Origin of the sequence: Paenibacillus methanolicus (assembly GCF_008124765.1) — a bacterium.
Taxonomy (GTDB): Bacteria; Bacillota; Bacilli; order Paenibacillales; family Paenibacillaceae; genus Paenibacillus_Z; species Paenibacillus_Z methanolicus.
Window position 1 is genome coordinate 871,188 of the sequence record NZ_VNHS01000002.1, and the last position, 22,419, is coordinate 893,606.

Sequence of the window (22,419 nt, forward strand, 5' to 3'; positions counted from 1 at the left end):
ATCTATAATGCCATTCGCGGAGTCCGGCGAAACCGCTTCTCGCAGCCGCCTCCCACATTTTCGGGGATCGGTAGAATATTGTCAACAATTGTCGTAAACCCTTACATTTCCTTTATTGAAATTATTTCTGAAGGATGGACAAACTAAAACCTTGATTTGTCCAAAAACCGTTGACACCGTATTGGAATCGCGATATATTTGTTTTCGTTGGAAATGATAATCATTATCATCGAGAATTGGTGAGCAAGGAAATAACCTATAAACATTAAAGGGGACATCAGCAATGAAGAAGTTACTCGTACCGTTCGTCCTGATCCTTGTGCTCGTTCTGAGCGCATGCGGCGGCAAGGACAACACCGCGAACAACGCCAACTCGGCAGCCGGCAACAACGCCGCGACAGAGAGCAACGCGGCGGCTGAAGGCAATGCAGCGGAAGGCAACGCAACCGAGGGCAATGCGGCAGCGACCGAGACGAAAACGGGCACCATTACTTATCAATCCGAGACCGGTCCGGTAGAAGTACCCGCCGACCCGCAGCGCGTCGTGATGCTCTCCGGCTTCACGGGCAACGTCATCAAGCTCGGCGTTCCTGTCGTCGGCGCGGACGTATGGTCCAAGACGAACCCGACGTTCACCGAAGAAATGAAAGACGTTGTAGAAGTATCCGACGAGAATCTCGAGAAAATCATTGAGCTGAACCCGGATCTTATCATCGGTCTCTCCAATATCAAGAACCTCGACAAGCTGAAGGAAATCGCGCCTGTCGTTACGTACACGTGGGGCAAACTCGATTACCTGCAACAACACGTCGAGATCGGCAAGCTGCTGAATAAAGAACAAGAAGCTCAAACATGGGTAGACGACTTCAAATCCCGCGTCGAGCAAGCCGGCAACGAGATCCGCGCGAAAATCGGCGAAGACGCGACCGTATCCGTCATCGAAGCATGGGGCAAAGATCTGTACGTATACGGCGCGAACTGGGCGCGCGGCACCGAAATCCTGTACCAAGGCATGAAGCTGAAGATGCCGGAGAAAGTCAAAGCCGACGCGCTTGAAGCCGGATACTACACCCTCTCCGCGGAAGTGCTCCCGGATTACATGGGCGACTACGTCCTGCTGAGCAAATACTCCGATGCCGACGCGGCGTTCCAACAAACCGAGATGTACAAAAACATCCCGGCCGTGAAGAACAACCACGTCTTCGAAATGCAAGGCGAAGGCGCTTCGTTCAGCGACCCTGTAACGCTCGAAAAACAGTTCGAATTCATCAAAAAATCTTTCCTCGGCAACTAATAAATACTTCGGGAGGAATTCTTAAAGCCACTTTAAGAATTCCTTTTTCCCTATTCTAAGAAGGAAATGATGAGTGATAATGGCGAAGAATAATCAGCGTTCGATAACGTTCACAATCAAATTCATCGGCTCCCTCGTCTTGCTCGCGGCCATGTTCGTCGTCGCCATGGCCTTCGGGGCGGCGGACATCGCCGTCCGGGACGTATGGGCGGCGCTTACCTCGAGCGAGAGCAGCCAGTCGATTAATATCATCCGCGAGATGCGTCTGCCCCGCGAGATCGCGGCGATCGTCGTCGGCGCGGCGCTGGCCGTCGCCGGCGCGATCATGCAGGGCATTACCCGCAATCCGCTCGCCGATCCCGGCCTACTGGGACTAACGTCCGGCGCCAACGCGGCGCTGGCCGTATCGATCGCCTTCGGCGCGGGAAGCATGTTCTCCACGATGGTCGCCTGCTTCATCGGCTCGGCCGTCGGCGCCGGATTCGTCTTCGGCATCGGCGCGCTGAAGAAAGGCGGCTTCTCGCCGGTGCGGCTCGTGCTGGCCGGATCCGCCGTGTCCGCCTTCTTATTAGCGCTGTCGCAGTGGGTCGGCATTCATTATAAAATTTCCAAGTTCGTCTCCTCGTGGACCGCGGGCGGCATGGTTGGCACAACGTGGAGCCAGCTGCAGATCATCGCGCCCATCGTTGCCGTCGGCATCCTCGTCGCGATCATGCTGTCGCGCCAATTGACGATTCTCAGCTTGAATGAAGAGGTCGCGCTCGGCCTTGGCCAGAATACGACCAAGATCAAAATGGCGCTCTTCGTCGTCATCATCCTGCTCTCCGGCGCGGCGGTCGCCCTCGTCGGCAATCTCGTCTTCGTCGGTCTCATGATCCCGCATCTCGTGCGCGCGTTCGCGGGAACGGATTACCGTTACATACTGCCGCTCGCCGCTGTCATCGGCGCGACGTTCATGCTGCTCGCCGATACGATCGGCCGCACGCTGAACGCGCCGTACGAGACGCCGGTCGTCGCGATCGTCGCGATCATCGGCCTGCCTTTCTTCCTGTACGTCGCGCGTAAAGGGGGCAAGGCATTCGCATGAGACAATCCGCAATCAGGAAACAACGCTTGATTCTCGTCGTCCTGTTCGCGCTCATCCTGGCAACGATCGTGGTCAGCATGGGGCTTGGCGCCGCGAAGCTCTCGTATGACCGTCTGCTCCCGACGCTGTTCGGGCAAGGGACGTTCAAAGAAGACTTCGTCCTCTTCTCCATCCGCCTGCCGCGCATCGTCATTACGCTGCTCGCCGGCATGGCGCTCGCGCTATCCGGCTCGCTCCTCCAAGGGGTAACGCGCAACGAGCTGGCCGATCCCGGCGTCATCGGCATCAACGCCGGGGCCGGCGTTGGGGTGGCCGTGTTCTTCCTGTTCTTCCCGATCGAGCCCGGCTCGTTCGTCTACATGATTCCGCTCGTCGCCTTCATCGGCGCGATGATCACGACGCTGCTTATTTATCTGTTCTCGTACAGCCGCAGAAACGGCCTTCAGCCGATCGCCATCGTGCTGAACGGCATCGGCTTCGCCTTCGCCCTCTCGGGTCTCATGTTCGTCCTGATCTCCTCCGCCGAACGGGAGAAGGTCGACTTCATCGCCAAATGGCTGGCGGGCAACATCTGGGGGACGGATTGGCCGTTCGTCTACGCGCTGCTTCCTTGGCTGGTCGTGCTCGTGCCGTTCGCCCTCTACAAAGCGAACCGGCTGAACATTCTCGGCTTGAGCGATCCCGTCGTCATCGGCGTCGGCGTCTCGATGAACAAAGAACGGACGTGGCTGCTGCTGGCAGCCGTCGCGCTAGCCTCGGCCGCCGTCTCCGTGGCGGGCGGCATCGCATTCGTCGGGCTGATGGCGCCGCATATCGCCAGAGCGCTCGTCGGTCCGCGCTTCCAGCTGTTCATGCCGGTCTCGGTCCTCGTCGGCGGCCTCCTGCTGCTCGTGGCCGATACGATCGGACGCAACATCGGCAGCGCGGAAGGCGTGGCGGCCGGCATTATCGTCGCCCTGATCGGCGGACCGTATTTCGTCTATCTGCTGCTGCGCAAAGACAAAGCGGCGGGTTAACCAATTAAGATAACGTGATGCGAAGAACAAAAAGGAGGCAGGTCGCCTTGGCGACCTGCCTCCTTTCCCGTTATTCCGCGAATCCGTTCACAATCCCGTCCTCGATCGCGGCGAAATACCGATCCATCGTCGATACGTTCACGTCGAACAGCCGCGTGAACATCGCGACCGTCATCCCTACGCTTCCAGCCGCCAAGCTCGTCCGGAATCGTACCTCGCCGTCCTCGCCGTCCATTTCGAAGCTCCCGGCCGTCAGATCGTAGTTCTCCTGGACGAAGAAGATCGCCGCCTCCGCCCGACGCTCCTCCGGTACCGGCTCGGGGAAGACGGAATAGACCAGACATAGGCCCTCCTCCTCGTCCGTGCGGACAAGCGCGATCCAAGTCCCGTTCTCACCCGTGCAAGACAGTCGAATTAGATCGTCCGTCAGCCGCTCGTACGCCAGCCCCATACCCTCCAACGCCTGCAGAACGACCTCGCTGAGCGACGCGCGATGCGAGACCGGCGCCAAGCCGCCATCGCGACGCTCCGCCCACATCGTGCGGTATCCGCGCTTGAGCGAACCGCCCGCCAATTCTTCGGGAAGGACGACCTGCTGCTTCGCTTCCGTCACGAGCCAGCTCTCGCTCTGCCGCAGCATGGCCGAAGCATCGGTTTCGCCGAGCAGGATCGCGCTCGTCTGCTCCGCCTCCGGCTCCGTTCCGAGCGCCGCGGCCATCACGGCCGGCTTCAGGACGGCCGCAAGCTCAATCGGCCTGCCGGCATCGAAGCCAGCCTCCGCAGCCCCGTCCCGCGCATACCCATGCAGCCCCATCCACTCGCCTCTCGCAAGCTGACGATAGGTGTCCCAATCCATGCTGAACAAGAGGGAGCAGCGTTGCTCTTCATTTTCGTCCGTCAAGCGGACTCGGAGCAGCTCGGCCGCAAGCGTCTCGCCCGTCAACGTCCGGAACCGGAACGCGCGGCTCTCTTCCTCGCGCGGCGCGTCGCCGCGGGTGTTGTCATGTTCCGTCATTCGCTAACCTCCTTCGCGATCAAACGTCTCTCTCGCTTCATGCTTCCTCATCGGCTGAAGCCAAGCCCTTCGACCGCGACCGGATTGCCGCCGCCGAACGTTAGTTTGCCGAGCCGCTTCGCCTTCTCCACCGCGACCTTCACGACCTCGGCGTCGACCTCGAGCCCTTTCACCTGACTCGCCGACAGCGTCACTTCCCAGCCGCCCGACACGCCGTTCTCATCGTATTCCTTCTTGAATTCGACGGCAAGCTGAAGCGCGTTGGACAACCCGATCTTGGCGCTCTGCTCGATGGCGGAGGCGCTGTCGTCCTGACCCGGCAGCCAGGAGCGCATCGTGTCGTTGACCGTCTCGTCGCCCATGATTTTCTCCGAGAAGCTCGTCCCGATGTCGTCGAAGTAATTGCCGGTGAACAGCGCGTCGCTGCCCGCGTCCAGCACGGTGCCCGTGGCGCGCTCGCCGCGGTTATGCTCCGGACGCGCCGCTTTCGCGAGCAGGGCGGACAGGTTCTTGCCGGCGCCGACGGCCGCGGTGACGATTTTGCCCGCATACATGGTCATGTCGCCGCCTTCCTCGCCGAATTGCGAAGGGATGCTGGCCGACAGGGTCAGACTCGCCTCCCGAAGCTTCTTGCCGATTCGGGTAAGCGATCCTTCGAGTCCGAAGGCCACCTTGTCTTTGCCGAATTTGAGCTCCACCTCCGTCGAGGCGTCGTAGATGTTGCGGATCTCTCCCTTGCCGATGCTGCCCGCGTTCACTCGTTCCTCGGCCGTCAAGGCGCGTCCCGACGCATCTTTGCCTTTCTTGCCGATCACATCCATGTTATACGTGCTCAGCTGCTTGCCCGCAAGATCCGCCGAGAACTCGGCAACGCCGACGTTCGCCTCCATCGCGATCTTCATCAAGTAACCGACGCTGACCTCCGCGCCCGCGGTCAAGTACTGCTCCTCGATCATCATGGCCCACTTCTCCGCCTCGACCATCTTCGTGTCGCCGGACTTGCCGCCGCTTCCCCAGAAATGCTGCGCGGCCGGCTTCGATACGTTCGTCATCTCGCGATATAAGCCGTAGGAAAGCAGGTTCATGACTTGACCGGAGCCCGCGCCCTTCCCGTCCAGATGCACGCCGACGCGGAAGTTCGCGTCCAGGCCGAACGTCGAGAAGCCCGCGCCGAACGTAACTTCCGTGCCTACGCTGAGCTCGCCGTCCTCGCGCTCGGCTTCGCCGCCGAAGCCGAACAGGAAGTAGCCCTGCGCGGCGCCGTGCGCCGAAGCGAACGGAATCTTCAGCTCGACGCTCATCGACGCGGCATCGCCCGGATTCGGCGCGGCCAGGTCGATGAGCCGGCCGATCCGGCTCATGCCGCCCGTAATGTCGGGCGCCGCGATCGACTCGTCGATCAGCTTCTTGGCCATATCCTTCGTCTTCCCGTCGTCCTCCACCGCCCCGCGAATCTCGGCGGTCTTCGCCGCATCCGGCCCGGTCGCCGGCGCCTGCGCGGTCGCCTTCGTCCCTTTGGTAATCTTGCGCGCGTCCAGCACGGCCGCTTCCTGCTTCTTCTTCAGCAGCTCCTTCGCGTGCACGGTCGCCGCCTCGACGCCCGCGGCCCGGATCTTCTCCTTCTGCGCGTCCGTCAGGCTGCCCGCGTTCGCGTTGCTCTGCCTGGCCGCTTCGTAAGCCGAGCTCTTGGCGAGCTTGGTCAGCTTATCGAGCGTCTCCGTCTTCGGTACTTGGCGCGCGACGATCGCGTCGGCTTCTAGCGCCATGACGTCGTCGACCAGCTTCTTCGACTCTTTATGCGCCTTTACCTTGGTCGCCATCTTCATGTACTCGGCCTTGTTCGGAGATGGAGACATCGCCCCGCCGGAGCGGCTCGCGATCTCCGCATTGATCTGCGTGTTGACCTTGCTGCGCGCCCCTTGTTTCAGCTCATCGCGGTACTTGTTCAACTCCTTGGACCGCCGGAAGCCGCTCCGTCCGACGCCGAGTTTGGAGAGAACCGCTTTCTTGAGCGGCGCGGCCAGTACCGTGCGATAGATATGCTCCATATCCTTGATATCGCGCGTCTGATTGTTCCCGATATCTTCAGTCTCCACGACCGTCTGGTCGACGAGCTTGTCTTCGAAGCCGAGCCGCTTGTTCAGCTCGTCTTGACCGACGGTTCCGACGTCGATCCGGTCGAAGCCGCCTGCGGCTCCCGAAGCCGAAGGCGCGAACTTGGCGGCAATGACCGTCTTCGACGTCGTAACCGCCCCCGCGACGGCCGTCTTGACCAGCCCGTCCACTTTCTTCTTCGCGTCGGCTGCCGCCTTCGTTTTCTGCTTCTCGTAAGCGGCGTCGCTTGCGCTCGGCGCCACGGCATCATACACGCCTTTCGCTTCCGCGGCCAAGCCCGGCTTCTTATTATCGCCGTATTGCGCGTTGGCGACCTCCTCCGCGTAGGACTTCAGCTTGCGCAGCATGAGGCCCGGCGCGCTCGCCTCCGCGAACTTGAGCGCATCCGCCTTCTGATCGTCCGTGCCGCCCGACATGCTCGCCGAGATTTCCGAGATGACCTTCGCCTTCACGTTCTCGCGGATCGGCGCCGCCGCCGAATCGGACGTCAGGAAGACGTCCAATTGTTGCTTAACGCCGCTTCGGATTTTCGTAAACGCGTCCGTCGCGAGTTCCCCGGCCTTGGCATCGCGCGCCGTCTCGAAATCCCGCTTGCGCTGCTCCTGCTCCGGCGTCAGCGTCGGCGCGGACGGCGTGCCGCCCGGGCCCTGCTGCTGCCCTTGCGGCGGCGCGTTCCCGCCGGCTCGCTGCAGCGCGGGCTGGCCGCCCTGCGTCCGTTGCACGATTCCCTGCGCGGCGCGATTGCCCACCGTTCGCTGCAGCTGCATGAGGCTGGCGGCCGTCAATTGCCGAGGGTCCGCGCTCCCCGTCGTTGCCGTGCCAGTCCGAGCCGGCTGCGCCTGGACCGGCGCTTGGTTAGATGTAGTCCGCTGCGCGGACGCGTGCTCGCTCACAATGCAGCCCCCTATACGACTTCAGACCCGATAACGATCGATTTATGTCGATTAATATTGTATCATCTGGGCTGATCAGCGTATATGGCAAACGCCAACAAACCGGCCGCCGAGAAACGGTAGCCGGTTTAGCTATGCAGCGGTTACGCCGCAACGTCTCTGCGCGTGAACACGAGCCACGACACGAGATTGAAGACGACGAAGTAAGCAGCCAGCACGAGAATCGAGAAGACGAGCGTCATCCCTTCCTGATACGGACGCCCGACCAAATACATGGACAAGTCGAGGTTCGCGAACAGCACGTATTTCGCCCACGAATAAGCCTGGATCAACTCGGTCAAGAGCGTGCCCGCGAACAACGCGAAGATCGAGAAGCCGATCGCCATCGCGCTGCTGCGGAACGCCGCCGAGATCATGAACGCCATCGTGACGAACAGGATGGTCGATACGCCGTTCAACAAGTACGTCAGCCACAAATTGGCGACCATGCTCTTCTCCACGGCGTTGCCGGCGGCGTCGGTCGTGACGAGCGGAAGGCCAATGTCCTTGAACTGATAAAGCACTCCGTTGAAGAGGACCGATACGACGAACAGCACGACGAGCAGCAGCAGTCCGAACATGATCATGGAGATATATTTGGAGACGAGTATTTTCGAACGGCTCGCGGGACGGATAAGCAGCAACTTGATCGTGCCCGTCGAGAATTCCCCGGCCAGACTGTCGCCCGCCACGATGACGGTGAACAGCGTAATGAGGATCACGAGCGTCGCGGAACCATTAATGCCGTCCCACATCGTTCCCGACTCGGGCCGGATGTCGTTCGCTAGCATGTATTCGCCGATGGCCAGCTGGTCTTTGGCGTACGTGATCGTCTCCTCGTCCATCCCCGGATCGGCCAACAGCTTGTTAAAGTGTTCCTTCTCCTCCGCGATCTCGGTCCGCCAGGCGTCCGGCGGCGCGTCCTTGTCGTCGTAGTACCACTCGACGAAGCTGCCGAGCAGCACGGCCCCGATCATGAGCGCCACCATGACCCACGTGCGCCAACGGCGGTACAGCTTCATGTTCTCGTTGAGAATCAAGTTAACCAACGCGCTCACCTCCCGTAATTTCCAAGAACCGGTCTTCCAGCGATTGCCGCATCGGCGTCACGCCGTAGATACGGACGTCCGTACGCATCAGATGGGCGAGAATATCCGGAACCTGATCGCGGTCCGCCGTCACTTCCACGCCTTCCGGAACCGCCTTCACCGCGCTTGCTCCCGCGAACTCGACAGCGGCCGCGAACGCGCGCTCGGCAGGCGATGCCTCGATCAAGTAGGATGCCGCTTGATCGTGCGATCCGATCAGCTCTCGGGTCGGCTTCACGTCCACGATCTTGCCGCTCATCATGATGGCGACCCGGTCGCACATGAGCTCCATCTCGGAGAGCAGATGGCTGGAGACGATGACCGTGATCCCTTCCTCGCGAGTCAATTGACGCAAGTAGTCGCGCAGCTCGCGGATGCCCGCCGGATCCAGCCCGTTCGTCGGCTCGTCCAGAATGAGCAGCGACGGACGGTGCAGCAGCGCCTGCGCGACGCCGAGCCGCTGGCGCATGCCGAGCGAGTATTTCTTCACCTTGTCGTGAATCCGGTCCTCCAGCTTGACGAGCTCCACCACCTCGCGGATGCGTTCTGTCGTCACCCCGGGCACCATGCGCGCATAGTGAACGAGATTATGGTAGCCGCTCAAGAATTTGTACATTTCGGGGTTCTCGACGATGCCGCCGACGTGGCGGATCGCCTGCTCGAACTCTTTCGCGACGTTCTTGCCTTGAATCGTAATCGTGCCGGACGTGATGGACATGAGGCCCACCATCATCCGGATCGTGGTCGTCTTGCCTGCTCCGTTGGGCCCGAGGAAGCCGAAAATTTCGCCTTTCGGCACGTCGAACGAGACGTTGTCGATAATCGTCTTGCGTCCGATTCGCTTCGTCACGTTGCGAAGACTTACGATAGGTTCGCTCATCATGGTCTGCCTCCTAGTTCTTCTGCGGCTCCGCCGCACGGGTATATAGATGAATGTCCGACGCGACGCCATCGATGGCTATCGCGCGCGCGCCGTCGCCTACCTCGCCGCGGAGACGCTTTAAGCCGAAATTCTGCGGATCGCGCTCGACCTTTAGCGGAAGCCGAGTACGAATGCCGCCGTCCTGAACGGAAACGTCCAACGCGTAGCCCGCGCCCGCGTCCAGCATGACCGTCACGTCGCTCGACTCGGGCCGAATGCGCGCATCGCCCCGCATGCCGGCGAGTTGGACGTTGCCCGCGACGACCGAGATGTCGGCGTCGCCCGTGCCGCTTAGCACGACGGAGCCGAGTTCCGCTCTGCCCGTCACGGATCCGTCGACCGAACGGATATAGTTCACGCCGTTGTCGCTCGCAAGCCGGAGGTCGCCGCGCACGCCTTCGATATTGACGTCGCTATAGTCGTTCTTGAAGTCGATGCCGCCTACGATATCGTGCATGAACACGTTGCTGTATGACGCGTCCGCCGCAATCTCTCCCTCAACGCCGGCGATCTCCAGCATGCCGCTGTCCGACTGGACGTCGAGATCGCCCTTCGTGTCCGTAACCGTCAACGCGCCGTATTGGTTCTTCGCGATCAGCTTCAGGCCGGCGGGGAGCAGCAGCTCGTAATCGAGCGAGATAAAACCATCGTCTACGGGTTCGCCGTTCAGCGTCGCCGCAAGCGTCAGCGTATCGCCCTCGCTCGCTTCGCCGACTTTGAGCTTCGCCAGCTTCCGGTCGGCCGCTTCCTCGCTTGGCGCGGTGATCGTTATCTTATAGCGCAGCTGAATCGTCGCGCCGTCCGCGGGCTTGACGTCCATATCGCCGTTCCACCCCGACAGCGCCACGTTCTTGATCGCGCCCGGCTGAACCGCCAGCTCCCCTTCTATCGTCTTCGTCGCGTCTTGATTCGCTTCCTCGTACACGTTCGTCTTCTGTTCATTGACCAGCTTACGGCCGAAATCCTCGAACATCTCTTCCTTGCCGATTCCGATGTCGACGATCATGCCGGCCAGCGCGGCCGCGACCAAGAGGAGAAGGACGATCCGATTCGTTCGCAATGCCATCCTTACACCTCCACGACTTTCTCGAATAAATAACCGTTCAGCCACATCAGACCCGCGGCGAGTAGCACGAGCGCGACGAACATGCCCGAATGCAGATAGATCACGTCGTCCAGTTCGCCTCCGAAGCGAATATCCGGCAGCCAGGCGAGCAGCATCGACAAGAGCGGCGCGGCGCGGAAGATCAGCCACAGTCCCGCGAAGAAGGCCGCCAGCGCGACGAGCCACCGAAAACGGGTGACCAGTTGGCCGCACAAGAACGCGAACTGCGCGAGCATGACAAACAGCACGATCGTCAGCAGGCACATCCAGAGGCTGTTGCCTGCCACGTTGAGCATCGTTAGGGGAATTTCGCCGAACACTTGATCGCTGAACAGCGTCTTCCACATGCTTCGGAGCAGGATCAGACTGAAGCTTCCGCTGACCCACAGCAGCGTGCCGACGAGCAGAACCATCAGCGCGACGAGCTTAGCGGTGAGCACTTTCCAACCCCGGATCGGCAGCGACAGCAGCAGGTAAATCGTATTTGTCCGCCATTCCGTGCTCAGTTGAAAGTAACCGGCGCCGATGGTTAGGACAGCCGCGAATAGGAGAGGCATCAAGAGCGAGATGACCAGCGGCGCGTCGGTTCCCCACCCGCCGCTTTTGAACTTCACGATCACCTGCGCGGCCGTAACCGCAATGCCGTAGACGGCGAACAACGGGAACAAGCTTTTCATTTCTTTGCGGAATAAATTGCGGAAGCCCATCTACGCGTACACCTTCTCCCAAATGTTCTCGAGCGAGCAGCCGTACGACGAGCGCAGGTTGTCGGCCGTATCGAACAGCTTGACGCTGCCATGGTGCAGGAAGATGACCTCGTCGAACATCGGCTCCGACTCGCTGACCGAATGCGTCGACAGAATGATCGTCTGCTCCCCGGTCTGGAATTCGCTGACGATCGACCGGATGATTTTGGCCCGCGACGAAGGGTCGATGCCCGAGAACGGCTCGTCGAGCAGCACGAGCGGCACGTTCCGGGACAGGGCGGCGATCAGCTTTAGGCGCGCGCGCATCCCTTTGGAGAGATTCCGCACCTTCTGCCTGCCGTCGAGATCCATCGTCATGAGCAGCTCGGCCGCCTTGTCCGCCTGCCAGTCGTCGTAGAATCCGGCGATGAACCGCAGCGTCTCGTCGACCGTCATCCAGCCGTATAGATGGTCGATCTCCGGCAGGTAGGCGATCTGCTTCTTGTGGCTGGCGTCCGGCGCGCGTCCGGCGATGCGGATCGCCCCCGACGTCGGATGGATGAGGCCGGCCAAAATTTTCAGCAGCGTCGACTTCCCGCTTCCGTTCGGGCCGAGCAGCCCGACGATGCTGCCTTTCTTAATTTGAAGGTCGATGCCGGTCAAGGCGGCTTTAAGCAAATACCGCTTTTGCACGCCGGACAGCTCGATCATGTTCTCCGTAACTTCCGTAGACACGCGCTAACCCTCCTTCTTCTCCTTCGATAATTGGTCGCGCAGGATCCGCTCGATCTCTTGCGCCTCTATGCCTAAGCCGCGCATCTCCTCAATGAAATGCAAGACGGCGGTTTGCGCCATTTCCGAACGAATATGCAGCAGCAATGCCGGGTCGTTCTTGATAAAAGTCCCTTGTCCGCGCAATGTTTCCGTCAGTCCTTCCCGCTCCATTTCTTGATAAGCCCGCTGTACCGTATTCGGATTCACGTTGGACATTTGCGCTCTCTCTTTCAGCGAAGGAATTTTGTCCCCCGGAGCGAGCTCTCCGCGGACGAGCGCCTTCTTCGTCTCGTCGACCATCTGCAAATAAATCGGTTTGGGGCTGTTGAAATTCAGCTGCAACGTTCTACCCTCCTTCGCCTCAACGAACCAGTGCACTATCTTACTAGTGCACTTCAAACATTAATGGCCCTAGACCGAATTGTCAACGACTTTTTGGGCAAACATTCCAAGGCGGAACGGCCGTAGCCGTCTTTTGGCAGCGCGGCGCGTTTCATTCCAGAGAAATACAAGATGATTTATAAGCGTGAAACTTATACATACTTGTATGTCAAAAAGCCGCCTCAGCTCGAACGCCCTACTCGGGACGCGCGAAGCAAAAGCGGCTTCGTTGGCGATCTTCACTAATCTGCATGCAGGACGAAAGCGAGTACAAGCGATTAATACACGCGGTCAAAATGGTGCGCGGCGATCCGCATCCGCCGCTTCAAGTAGAAGCGATGGGCATCGTGCCGCTGCACGCCCGAATCGAGGTACATAGACTGGCATCCGGCGCGAAGCGCCTCCTCGTCGAGCCAATCCATCAACTCGCCGGCGTATCCGCTGGCGCGGCTCGCTTCATCCGTGATCAAGTCGTCCACGTACAAGAATCGGCCCCAGGCCAGATTCGCGCCGATTCGGTATCCGGCCGCGGCCTTGGCTTCGCCTTGCGCGAAGATGACGGCCAGCCGGTAGCCCTGCTCCTGCAAGCTCCGAATTGTCTGCACGTACGCATCCTCCGCCAAATGCGGACGAAGCTGTTTCATTATCGCGAATGTCGCGCTTATTTGCTCATCGGTCTGCGCGATGGTGACGGTCATTCCGGTTCACTCCTTCTCGAGGGCTCGTATGCGTTAACGATAACGGATAAGGCGACCGAAAAAAAGATCCAATTACATGAGATTGTAATGATCCAGTTCGCCACGGCGCCGCGTCAAGATCGATACATGCGTATTATGGACAAAACTTAGAGGAGAAAGAACGGACAAAAAAAGAAACAGGCCCCTCGCCGGAGCCTGTTTCTTCGTTATTCGCGCAGGTTACGATAGATTGATTTCCCGAATGAGCTCGAGCGGCACCTTCGGCTTGCGGTCCTCGGTCAGGAGACCGTTCACCTCTTGCTGCACGTCGGTAATCTGCGTATAGCAGTAGCCGACGATGTAATCCGTCGCCTTGATCGCCTCGTGGATGCCCCGGAACCTCGCGATGAACGCTTCTTCCGACGCCTCTTGATTACCGTAGCCCCAGCCGGATTCCGACTTGAAGGCGATGCCGCCGAACTCGCTGACGATAATCGGCTGACCGCCGTAACGGTAACCAACGGCATAGGCGTATTTCCAGTGGTTGAACGACTTCTCGTTGCCCGTAATCTCGTCCTTGTTCGCATACCGCTTCAGGAATTCGTCCTTCTTCTCCACGTAGTCGTGCAGCGTCAGGATGTCCGAGACCGTATGCTCCCAGCCGTCGTTGGTAATGACCGGACGATGCGGGTCGAACGCTTTGGTCAGGTGGTACACCGATTCGGTGAACTGCTGCTGGCGGATGTCATGTCGAATGTTCATAACGCCCCACGATTCGTTGAACGGCACCCATGTTACGATCGACGGATGGTTGTACTGCTGGCGGACGATCTCCATCCATTCGTTGGTGAACTTCTGCACCGCGTTATCGTTGAACTCGAAGGTCGCCGCCATCTCCGACCAGACGAGCACGCCTTTCACGTCGCACCAGTACAGGAAGCGCGCGTCCTCGACCTTCATATGTTTGCGCACGCCGTTGTACCCCATCGCGAGAATATGGTCGATATCCGCGATGAGCGCCTCTTCCGAAGGCGGGGTCAGGTGCGACTCCGGCCAGTAGCCTTGGTCGAGAATTAGGCGCTGGTAGATCGGCGCGTTATTGAGCAGCACCTTGCCCTTCTCGATCGAAATCTTCCGCATGCCGAAGTACGAATACACATGGTCGATCCGCTCGTCGCCGCGGTAGAGCACGAACTCGACATCGTACAAATTCGGATGGGCCGGCGACCAGTGGCAATGCTTCCACGGGCCGTTCGCCTCGTGGACGAGATCGACGTCCAGCTGCAGCCACGGACGGTCGATCGAGAGGCTCGCCTTCTTGACCGGGTTGCCCTTCAGGCTGACGATCGTCTCCAGCCGGAGGTCTGCCGCGTTCAAATCGCCCTTCACTTGGTATTCGAACCGGACGGAACGAGCATCGAAGTCCGGCGTTATTTTGACGGCATCGACATGGGCGGGATCGACGAACTCCATCCACACCGTCTGCCAGATCCCGGTCGTCTGCACGTAGAAGCATTCGAAATTGTCCTGCACCCAGCGCTGCTTGCCGCGCGGCTGCGTCGCGTCGAGGCTGTCCTCGACCTTCAGCGTCACTTGGTTGTCCGCGCCGAAGCCGATATACGGGGTAATGTCGAAGCTGAATGCCGCATAGCCGCCTTGATGGCTGCCGACATAACTGCCGTTGACCCACAGCTTCGCGATATAATCGACCGCCTGAAAATGGAGCAGCACGCGCTTGCCAGCCGCTTCCGCCGGAATTTCGAGCGCGCGGTTGTACCAGACGTTCGGATGATGCGCCGTCTCGCCGATACCGCTTGCTTTCGTCTCGTAGGTGAACGGGACGGTGATCGTCCGATCGCCGCCGAATTGCGACGGCCAGCCGGCGCGCTCGCCCTCGTTCGCATCGTCGAAGCCGAAGCGCCACGCGCCGTTCAGGCTCGTCCAGTTCTCCCGCACGAACTGCGGGCGGGGGTAATCTTTGATATACATCTTCGTCGTCATATGCTGATCTCCTACTCCATGATCGCGCACTCGCTAAGCGCGGAGCGCTTTATAATGTCGTGCTGTTCTATTCCTTACCCGGCGGGGAGACGGTTACCTCGGAGAACGACCAGCCCGCCGAGCCCGCGCGCAATCCGATTCGCCCGTGCAGGAACGCGCTGCTATCCGCATAGGCGAGGAGCGGCTCGTCGCTGCCCTCCGCGTACACCGTAAGCTTCGGTCCATCCAGCTTCACCCGGACGCGAGCCGTCTGGCCTTCGCCGATCTCCAGCAGCGCGGAATCGAGCTCTTCGTTCACCTCGTAGCTGATCTTGCGCAGGATGACGCGGCCGTTGCGGAACGCCAGCTCGTAGCCGATGAAGGCGTCGGCGACCTGATCCGGGAAATCCGACTCGCTAGTCATCCGCAGCAGAATCGAGGCTTCCCCGAGCGATTCCGCCGTCTTCGTCAAGCCGAAGGAAACTTCGTAGTCTCCCCAGCGCGCATCGCCGCCGTATAGCTTGCTATCTTGTCCGTCGCTCGCCAGCGCATAGCTTCCGTCCGTCGCCTGCCAATCGCCGAAGGTCGCCTCCGGATCGAATGCAACCGGCCCGGCTTCGCCGATCTCGACCGACAAGGCGGCTTCGATATAGCGGATGTCGGCTTCGCCTTTCATACCGGTCAAAGTCAGCCACTGCGTCCCTTTCGTAAGCGTCAGCCGCGCGATCGGCACTTTGGCCCAATCGGCCTCGCCAACGAAAGACCCGGCGTCCAGCGTGACGCGCTCGCTCGCATCGCCGGCATGAACCGCAAGCTTCGCGCCGGCCGATGCCTTGGATACCATGGCGGCAATCGCATACGTCCCGTCCCGCTTCACGTCGACGGGGAACGATAATTCGCCGCCTTCGGCCAGCTTCGCCGCCCGGCTGCCGTCCGGCGTCTCGGCCGAGGATAACGAAGCCGCCGCGCCTTCGCCGGTCAGGCCATGCGCCGCTTCCACCGTGCCCGGCACCGGCTTGATCGCCTTGGCGTCGCTGCTGCCGCCCGCCTCGTTGGAGAAAGCGGTATAATGCAACTCCGGCTGCAATGGTTCCGCATACCGATAGCCGATGCGTCCAGCCGCCGCCTGCCATTCCTTACGCTCGGCCAGCAGCAGGCCGTCCCAATAGACACGCGTTCCCGCGGCGTCCGATTCGATTCGGACCGCGTGCAGCGCCGCGAGATCGGTCCCGTCCGGCAGCTTCGCTTCTTGCGGCGCGGCCGCCTGACCTTCGCGAGTCTCCCGCAGCGACAGCGTTCCCGCTGCCGGGTCGATGCCGATGCTGCGGTAGTTCTGCTCGTCCTTGAAGGAGACCACCGTCTCGAACAACGACTCTCCCGCCGGAGCGCCGGTTCCCTTCGGCTGGATGACGGCGTTGAACTCCGCGGTGAACCGGGCATCCGTCTGCGCCTTCGTCACCCAGAAGCTGCCGCCATCCGCTTCGGACGCCCGCTCCCATTGCTCCGCCTCCGGCTCGCCGCCGAGCGGATCGCGGAAGGCCGGAAGCGCGGGCGCCTCGGTTGGCGCGCCGTGCGTCGGGCCGAGCACCGACATTTTGTCTCCGTTGAAGGTCAGACGGTCCATGTTCAGCATCCGCACGGGCGGCCCTTCGGCCGAATGGCCGATCAGATTGTGATAGACGATATAATAGGCATCCATGTCAGGTCCGAGCACAGTCGCGCTGTGGCCCAGCCCGTTGAAATCCTTCGCCGTCGAGATCAGTATCGGATTGTTCGCCGCGATCGCGTACATCCCGTCCGGCGCCTCGTGCCCGACCGCGTAGTTGACGCGATACCCTTTGCTGAACACGTGATTGCCGGTGTAAGTCAGGAAATACGTCCCGCCCCGCTTGATAATCATCGACCCTTCCGTCCAATGGCCGAGCGAGCTGTTCAGCTTCGTGCCCGCCTCCATCGTGTACGGATCGCTCATCCGGCTGGCGACGATGCCGCCGGACTCCGCCCGGGTGAACGTCCAGCTCGCGTCGTCGTCGATAAACACCGAGCCGTCGATCGTCTGGCCGAGGTTCTCCGTCTTGATCGCGAACGGTCCGGTCGGGCTGTCGCCGCGCAGCACGTAGTGCCCTTTGCCGCCCGGCGAGGTGTACATATAGAAGGAGCCGTTCCAATAGACGACCTCCGGCGCGTAAGCGCCCTCGGTCAGCGGCTCCTCCGTCACGAGTCCGGCATACGTCCAATTCACCAGATCGTCCGAGCTCCACGCTTTGACGCCGACGCGCCAATCCTTCGTGCTGCAATACAAGTAATACTTGCCGTTATGCCGCAGCACGTAAGGGTCGCCGATGCCGTAATCCTCCCACTCTTCGGGCAGCGTCATCGGGTTCTCGTAGGTTCTCTCCATCGTTACCGCCACCTTGTCGCTTGCTTCGTTGTTGTCGGTCATCCACAGCGCGCCTCCGGCAGCCGCGATGACCGCGGCTCCCGCGCCGATGAGCGTCCATTTCTTCGCCTGGCGCTTCATGCGTTACCCTTTGATCCCGCTGATCGCCATCGATTCGATGAAATAGCGCTGCGCCAGGAAGAAGACGATAATGACCGGAAGCAGAGCGATAATCGACGCCGCCATCATGGACGGATAATTGGAGTTGGAAATGTAGTTCGACTGCATGCTCGCGATCAACACCTGGATCGTCTGCTTCTCCGGCGTGTGCAGATAGATGAGCGGTCCCATGAAATCGTTCCAGATACCCATGAAGCCGAGCGCCGCCTGGGCCGCGATCGCGGGCTTCGCGATCGGCAGCGCCACCGTCGTGAACGTGCGGAAGTAGCCGCAGCCGTCGATTTTGGCCGCGTCGATCAGGTCGTTCGGTATCGCGCCCTGCATGAACTGCCGGAAGAAGAAGATGGTGACGATATTGCCGAACAGCCCCGGTACGATGAGCGGCAGCAGCGTATCGACCCAACCCAATTCGGAGAAGCCGATATACTGCGGGATCATGACGACCGAATACGGAATCATCATCGTGCCGAGGAGCGCCATGAAGATCGCTTCCTTGAACGGAAAATCGAATTTCGAGAACGCGTACGCCGCCATCGCCGCGACGAACAGGCCAACGGAGAGCACCGTCACGACGATGATCGCGCTGTTCATGAACCCGTGCAGCAGCGGCGCTTTATCCCACACGTCCGCATAGTTGGTCCAGGTAACGGGATTCGGAATCCACTGCGGCGGCACGTCGAACACGTGCGCTTGCGTCTTGAGCGACGTCGAGATCGTCCAGATGAGCGGTCCTAGCATGAATATGGAGCCCACGAGCAGCAGGCCGTAGACTAACAAGTTGATAAGCCGGCGTTCTTTCGCCATTGTCCTTCACGCCTCCTAACGGTCGTGCTTACGCTTAGTCCTGATACACCCAACGCTTGGAGAAGCGGAATTGGATCAGCGTCACGATGAAGATAAGTATGCCGAGCACCCAAGCAACCGCGCTCGCGTAGCCCATGTTGAAGTACTTGAACGCTTCCTGGAAAATATAGAACACGATCGTGCCCCCGCTGTATTCCGGTCCGCCGTCCGGGGTCAGAATGTACATTTGGCTGAACGCCTGGAACGTGCCGATAATGCCCATGACGACGACGAAAAAGTGAATCGGCGACAGGAGCGGCAGCGTAATATGGCGGAATTGATGCCAGCGGCTCGCGCCATCGACCTCGGCCGCCTCGTAGTACGTCGAGGAAATGCCCTGCAGTCCCGCCAGGTACAGCACCATCGTGCCGCCGACGCCGCCCCACAGGCCGAGCATCAGGAACGACGGCTTCACCCAGTTCGGATCGCCGAGCCAATTCGGACCCTGCACGCCGAAGATGCGCCAGATGAATTCGTTGATGATGCCGTAATCGTAGTTGAGCAGCCACTGCCAGAGCAGCGAGATCGCGATGATCGGAGAGACGACCGGAATGTAATAGATCGTCCGAAAAATCGAGATGCCCTTGAGCGGCCGGTTCATCATCATCGCGAGCACGAGCGCCACGATCATGCCAAGCGGAATGCCGAGCAGCAAATAAAACGTGTTATACAGCGCCTTGTAAAACTTCTCGTCCTCCGCCATCTTGACGAAATTGTCCGCTCCGACGAATTTGGCCGGCGTCATCATATCCCAGGACATGAAGCTGAGTCCGAACGAGGTGAGCAGCGGCGCCAGGCCGAAGATCAGGAAGCCCAGCACGGGCGGCGCCACGAACGCCAAGGACCACAGCATCTCCTTGCGCCGAAAGCCGGTTGTTTTTTTCTTCATTAGTATCCTCCCCTGCCGCAAGCATGCGGGAGGGGCGAAGGTGCGGATGCCCGACCTCTTCGCCACTCCCGTCCGCTATTCGGGCCTTACTTGTTGCCTTCGTCGTACAGCTTCTGTAGCTTCGGCTGCTCTTCCTTCAGGAATTCCGCGGCCGTCTTCTTGCCGGTCCACACTTGGCTGGCGTCCTGGTTGAACGTATCCAGCCATTTCAGGTTCTTAGAACCGACTTCAACCGGCGGTCTGCCGTAGTCTTCGATAATGTCGAGGAACACCTGGCGAGTCTGCGGCGCTTTGTCCATCTGGAGGAATTCGCCCTTCGCCATATCGATCAGGTTCGGTACCGCTTGGCCGAGCTCGTAGTTCTGTTTCTGGGAATCGCGATCCAGGCTTAGGTATGCGGCCAGTTGGAACGCGTCCTCCGGATAGTCCGTGTTCTTGCCGACGACGAAGCCGAGCGAGCCGAGCCATGTCGCCGTTTTACCGGTCTTCGGACTTGCCGGCCATGCCGCGATGTCCCACTTGAACGGCAGGTTCCAGAACCCCGGTTGATCCCATGGGCCCATCGGGAACATGGCGATCTTGCCGGCTACGAAGCGTGCGTATCCGTTCTGCGCCTTCTCGTCGTCCGGCGTCGGGCTAACTTTGTATTTGTTGCCGAGATCGGCCGCGAACTGCATCGCTTCCGCGAACTCCGGCGTGTCGATCGTGACGGTGCCCGTGCTGTAGTCGATCCAATCGCCGCCGTTGCCCCATACCGCCGCTTCCAGGGAGAAGCCCGCGATGCCGAACGTGTCGATCTTGCCGCGCGCGTTCTTGACCGTCAGCTTCTGAGCGGCTGCCAGCATGTCATCCCACGTATATTCGCCGGCTTTGGCGCTTGGATAAGGGAGACCGGCCTTGTCGAACAGGTCCTTGTTGTACGCCATCGCCCATGGACCGACGTCCTTCGGCAGGCCGTACAAGCTGCCCGCGCCAACCGTCTTGCCGTCGAAGCGGTAGCGGTCGAGACCAGCCTTCCAGACGTTGTTCGGATCGACCGCTCCGGTCGACTCGACGAGCGAATCCAAGTTCAATAACTGGTCGCTGTTGACGAGCTTGTTGAAGTGCGCGCCGCCCGCGTAGAACACGTCCGGCGTCTTCTTCGCCGCGATGAGCGTATCGAGCTTCTGGTAATACTCCCCCGGCGGCACGACCGTATATTTGACCTTCTTGTTCGGATATTTCTTCATGTAATCGTCGATCAGCTTCTGGAACACCGCTTTCTCGGTGTCGCCGCCCCAGCCCATGAACTCGATCTCGGACTTCGCGTCCGCGGACGAGCCTGCATTCGCGCCGGCGCTATTCGTTCCCTCCGCGGCCTTGCCGTCGTTCGTCCCCTGCTCCGCGTTGCCGCCCGTATTCGCCGTATTGCCGCCGCCGTTATTGTTGTTCGATGCGCAGCCGGTCACGCCCAGCGAGAGCACCAGCATCGCCGCTACCGACATATGAGACCACTTCTGCTTCCAAATCACCATTTCGCTTCCCCCTTAAGGATGAATGATTCCGTTTGAAACAAATAAGCCGGATCAAAACGTCGCTTCACCATGTTGTTCGGATTCCCCCGCCTTCACGGTCGCATCTACTTTCTTTGTTTTGTTACAACTTATTTGTTTGTATCCAAAATATACATGCGCCATATTCTTCTTGTCAACGCTTTCTTTCAAAAAAAGTGAATCATTCTCTTTTCGCTCCCCCTTCCCCCTCCGCCGAGGGGAACCAAAGGGCTTCGCCCTCTGGTCACCCCTCTTCGTGCTGCTACGATTGTTCGCGGTCGGCGGGTCGGCTTGAGCTGGGCACGCTTTTGTCCTAGCGGACAAAGCTTCAGTACCTGTGACATCCGTGCTGACCTTCGCTTTCATCCGCTCCCGCGGACATTCTTTACGTTTTGATTTACTAGATGACCGGATGCTTGAATTTCTAAGCTCCCAACAAAAAAGTTTCAGATCCTCGCGCAAGCGCGAAACATCTGAAACTTTGGGACCAGCCATGATGCGGGCCAGTCAACGCTATTCATATTGCATGCGCATGATAATGCCTTGCGGGTAATCGCCGAACTGCCGGCCGAACAGGTTCATGCCGCCTTGATGCTTGGCGTCGGGCTTAAGGCCGATCCGGAACGCAATGTACGGCTTCTCGTCCAAGCGAAGATCAGCCAGCTTCGTATTGGAGCAGCGCTCGCTGTCGACCGTGCTGCGCGCGGCATCGACCGCCCACGTCTTGAGCAGGCCGTGCTGCGTGCTGGAGTCGTTCCACCACGGCGGGTTCAGCTTGCCGCGGTGGTCGCCGAAGTCGCCGGGCGAGATCCAGGAGCCGATCTCCGTGTCGTTAATCCATACCGTAATCTCCGACGGCCAGTCGTTGTTGTAATTCGGTGCTTCCGAGCAGAGCTCGAGCGAGAATTCGAGAGAAGCGATCCGCGCTCCGGGCGGGAGCTTCTTCGGGAACCGGTACTCGATCCAGCCCTTGCGCAGCCAGATGATCTCGGCCGTCCGGCTGTCCGGATGGTAGAAGTTGTCCGGTTCGTCTTCGGCGAACAGCATGCCCGCCGCGCTCGCCATCCCGCAGGTCGGCTGGATGTCGAAGTTGATGAAGTGGCCGATCGGCATCTCGACTTCGATCAGCTTGCTCGTATTTTGATAGAATGCGATCGGGTTGAGAATCATGCGCACATCGTCGAAATTCCGGCTGCACACCTTCATCGCGCCTCTTGTGGCAGGCTGCAGCTCGGTCAGGATCAACTCCGCTTCCTCCAACACCTTCACGTTCGTGGCGGCGGTCGAGACCGGGATGTTCAACTCTTCCGCGATCTCGATAATATTGACGTTGGGCCTCTTAAGCAGCAGCTTAATAATGCCGATGCGGGTGTGCGTGCTCAAGGCATGCGCGACCTTGACCAGGCGATCCGGTTCATTGATGGTCAGCTCTAGCAACGATAGACCTCCCTTTTTTTGTTTTCTTACAGTTATTTAAACATCCCTCATTCGAATTGTCCATATATATTGTAATAAAACGTTAG

At 59.9% G+C, this 22,419-nt stretch carries 18 protein-coding genes; 3 read left to right on the forward strand and 15 right to left on the reverse strand.

From position 1 onward, the window contains the following. Nucleotides 1-283: 283 nt before the first annotated feature. From BCM02_RS08685 to BCM02_RS08695, 3 genes are all read left to right on the forward strand, one after another. Complete coding sequence (locus tag BCM02_RS08685) at nt 284-1,294, forward strand: iron-hydroxamate ABC transporter substrate-binding protein (RefSeq protein ID WP_148928647.1); 1,011 nt, start codon at nt 284-286, stop codon at nt 1,292-1,294. 79 nt (nt 1,295-1,373) lie between these two features. Then, the gene (locus BCM02_RS08690) at nt 1,374-2,381 is read left to right on the forward strand and encodes a FecCD family ABC transporter permease (protein ID WP_148928648.1); all 1,008 of its coding nucleotides are present in this window, start codon (nt 1,374-1,376) and stop codon (nt 2,379-2,381) included. Further along, nucleotides 2,378-3,397 (forward strand): FecCD family ABC transporter permease, encoded by a 1,020-nt coding sequence (locus tag BCM02_RS08695; protein ID WP_148928649.1) that lies wholly within the window; start codon nt 2,378-2,380, stop codon nt 3,395-3,397. The genes BCM02_RS08690 and BCM02_RS08695 overlap by 4 nt, the downstream gene beginning before the upstream one ends. Nucleotides 3,398-3,467: 70 nt before the next feature. Here the strand turns inward: BCM02_RS08695 and BCM02_RS08700 are convergent, their stop codons facing one another. The 15 genes from BCM02_RS08700 to BCM02_RS08770 all read right to left on the reverse strand — a co-directional run bounded on the left by BCM02_RS08700 (nt 3,468) and on the right by BCM02_RS08770 (nt 22,333). Beyond that, a complete protein-coding gene (locus BCM02_RS08700) occupies nt 3,468-4,412 on the reverse strand; it encodes a YbjN domain-containing protein (RefSeq protein ID WP_148928650.1) in 945 nt (314 codons plus the stop codon). 47 nt (nt 4,413-4,459) lie between these two features. Beyond that, nucleotides 4,460-7,420, reverse strand: a complete 2,961-nt coding sequence (locus BCM02_RS08705) for a hypothetical protein (protein WP_148928651.1) — start codon at nt 7,418-7,420, stop codon at nt 4,460-4,462. A gap of 143 nt (nt 7,421-7,563) precedes the next feature. Further along, complete coding sequence (locus BCM02_RS08710) at nt 7,564-8,508, reverse strand: ABC transporter permease (protein ID WP_148928652.1); 945 nt, start codon at nt 8,506-8,508, stop codon at nt 7,564-7,566. Continuing rightward, the gene (locus BCM02_RS08715) at nt 8,501-9,430 is read right to left on the reverse strand and encodes an ABC transporter ATP-binding protein (RefSeq protein WP_148928653.1); all 930 of its coding nucleotides are present in this window, start codon (nt 9,428-9,430) and stop codon (nt 8,501-8,503) included. Before BCM02_RS08715 ends, BCM02_RS08710 begins: the two co-directional genes overlap by 8 nt. A gap of 10 nt (nt 9,431-9,440) precedes the next feature. After that, nucleotides 9,441-10,535: a DUF4097 domain-containing protein gene (locus BCM02_RS08720; protein ID WP_148928654.1), complete on the reverse strand. Its 1,095-nt coding sequence runs from the start codon at nt 10,533-10,535 to the stop codon at nt 9,441-9,443. Nucleotides 10,536-10,537: 2 nt separating this feature from the next. Next, entirely contained in the window at nt 10,538-11,281 is a 744-nt protein-coding gene (locus BCM02_RS08725; protein ID WP_148928655.1) for a hypothetical protein, read from the reverse strand. Beyond that, entirely contained in the window at nt 11,282-11,995 is a 714-nt protein-coding gene (locus BCM02_RS08730) for an ABC transporter ATP-binding protein (RefSeq protein ID WP_148928656.1), read from the reverse strand. It abuts the gene before it with no gap. Between the two features lie 3 nt (nt 11,996-11,998). Continuing rightward, nucleotides 11,999-12,376: a GntR family transcriptional regulator gene (locus BCM02_RS08735; RefSeq protein WP_187434083.1), complete on the reverse strand. Its 378-nt coding sequence runs from the start codon at nt 12,374-12,376 to the stop codon at nt 11,999-12,001. Between the two features lie 317 nt (nt 12,377-12,693). After that, on the reverse strand, nt 12,694-13,113 hold the full coding sequence (locus BCM02_RS08740) for a GNAT family N-acetyltransferase (RefSeq protein WP_148928657.1): 420 nt from the start codon (nt 13,111-13,113) through the stop codon (nt 12,694-12,696). Between the two features lie 219 nt (nt 13,114-13,332). Next, nucleotides 13,333-15,093: a glycoside hydrolase family 2 protein gene (locus BCM02_RS08745; RefSeq protein ID WP_148928658.1), complete on the reverse strand. Its 1,761-nt coding sequence runs from the start codon at nt 15,091-15,093 to the stop codon at nt 13,333-13,335. Nucleotides 15,094-15,160: 67 nt separating this feature from the next. Continuing rightward, nucleotides 15,161-17,593, reverse strand: coding sequence for a family 43 glycosylhydrolase (locus BCM02_RS08750; RefSeq protein ID WP_148928659.1), 2,433 nt, complete (start codon nt 17,591-17,593; stop codon nt 15,161-15,163). Nucleotides 17,594-17,596: 3 nt separating this feature from the next. Next, nucleotides 17,597-18,436, reverse strand: a complete 840-nt coding sequence (locus tag BCM02_RS08755; protein ID WP_148928660.1) for a carbohydrate ABC transporter permease — start codon at nt 18,434-18,436, stop codon at nt 17,597-17,599. A gap of 34 nt (nt 18,437-18,470) precedes the next feature. Further along, nucleotides 18,471-19,364, reverse strand: coding sequence for a carbohydrate ABC transporter permease (locus BCM02_RS08760; protein WP_148928661.1), 894 nt, complete (start codon nt 19,362-19,364; stop codon nt 18,471-18,473). Nucleotides 19,365-19,450: 86 nt separating this feature from the next. Next, nucleotides 19,451-20,878, reverse strand: a complete 1,428-nt coding sequence (locus BCM02_RS08765) for an ABC transporter substrate-binding protein (protein WP_187434084.1) — start codon at nt 20,876-20,878, stop codon at nt 19,451-19,453. A gap of 531 nt (nt 20,879-21,409) precedes the next feature. After that, the gene (locus BCM02_RS08770; RefSeq protein ID WP_148928662.1) at nt 21,410-22,333 is read right to left on the reverse strand and encodes an ArsR/SmtB family transcription factor; all 924 of its coding nucleotides are present in this window, start codon (nt 22,331-22,333) and stop codon (nt 21,410-21,412) included. Nucleotides 22,334-22,419: the final 86 nt, after the last annotated feature.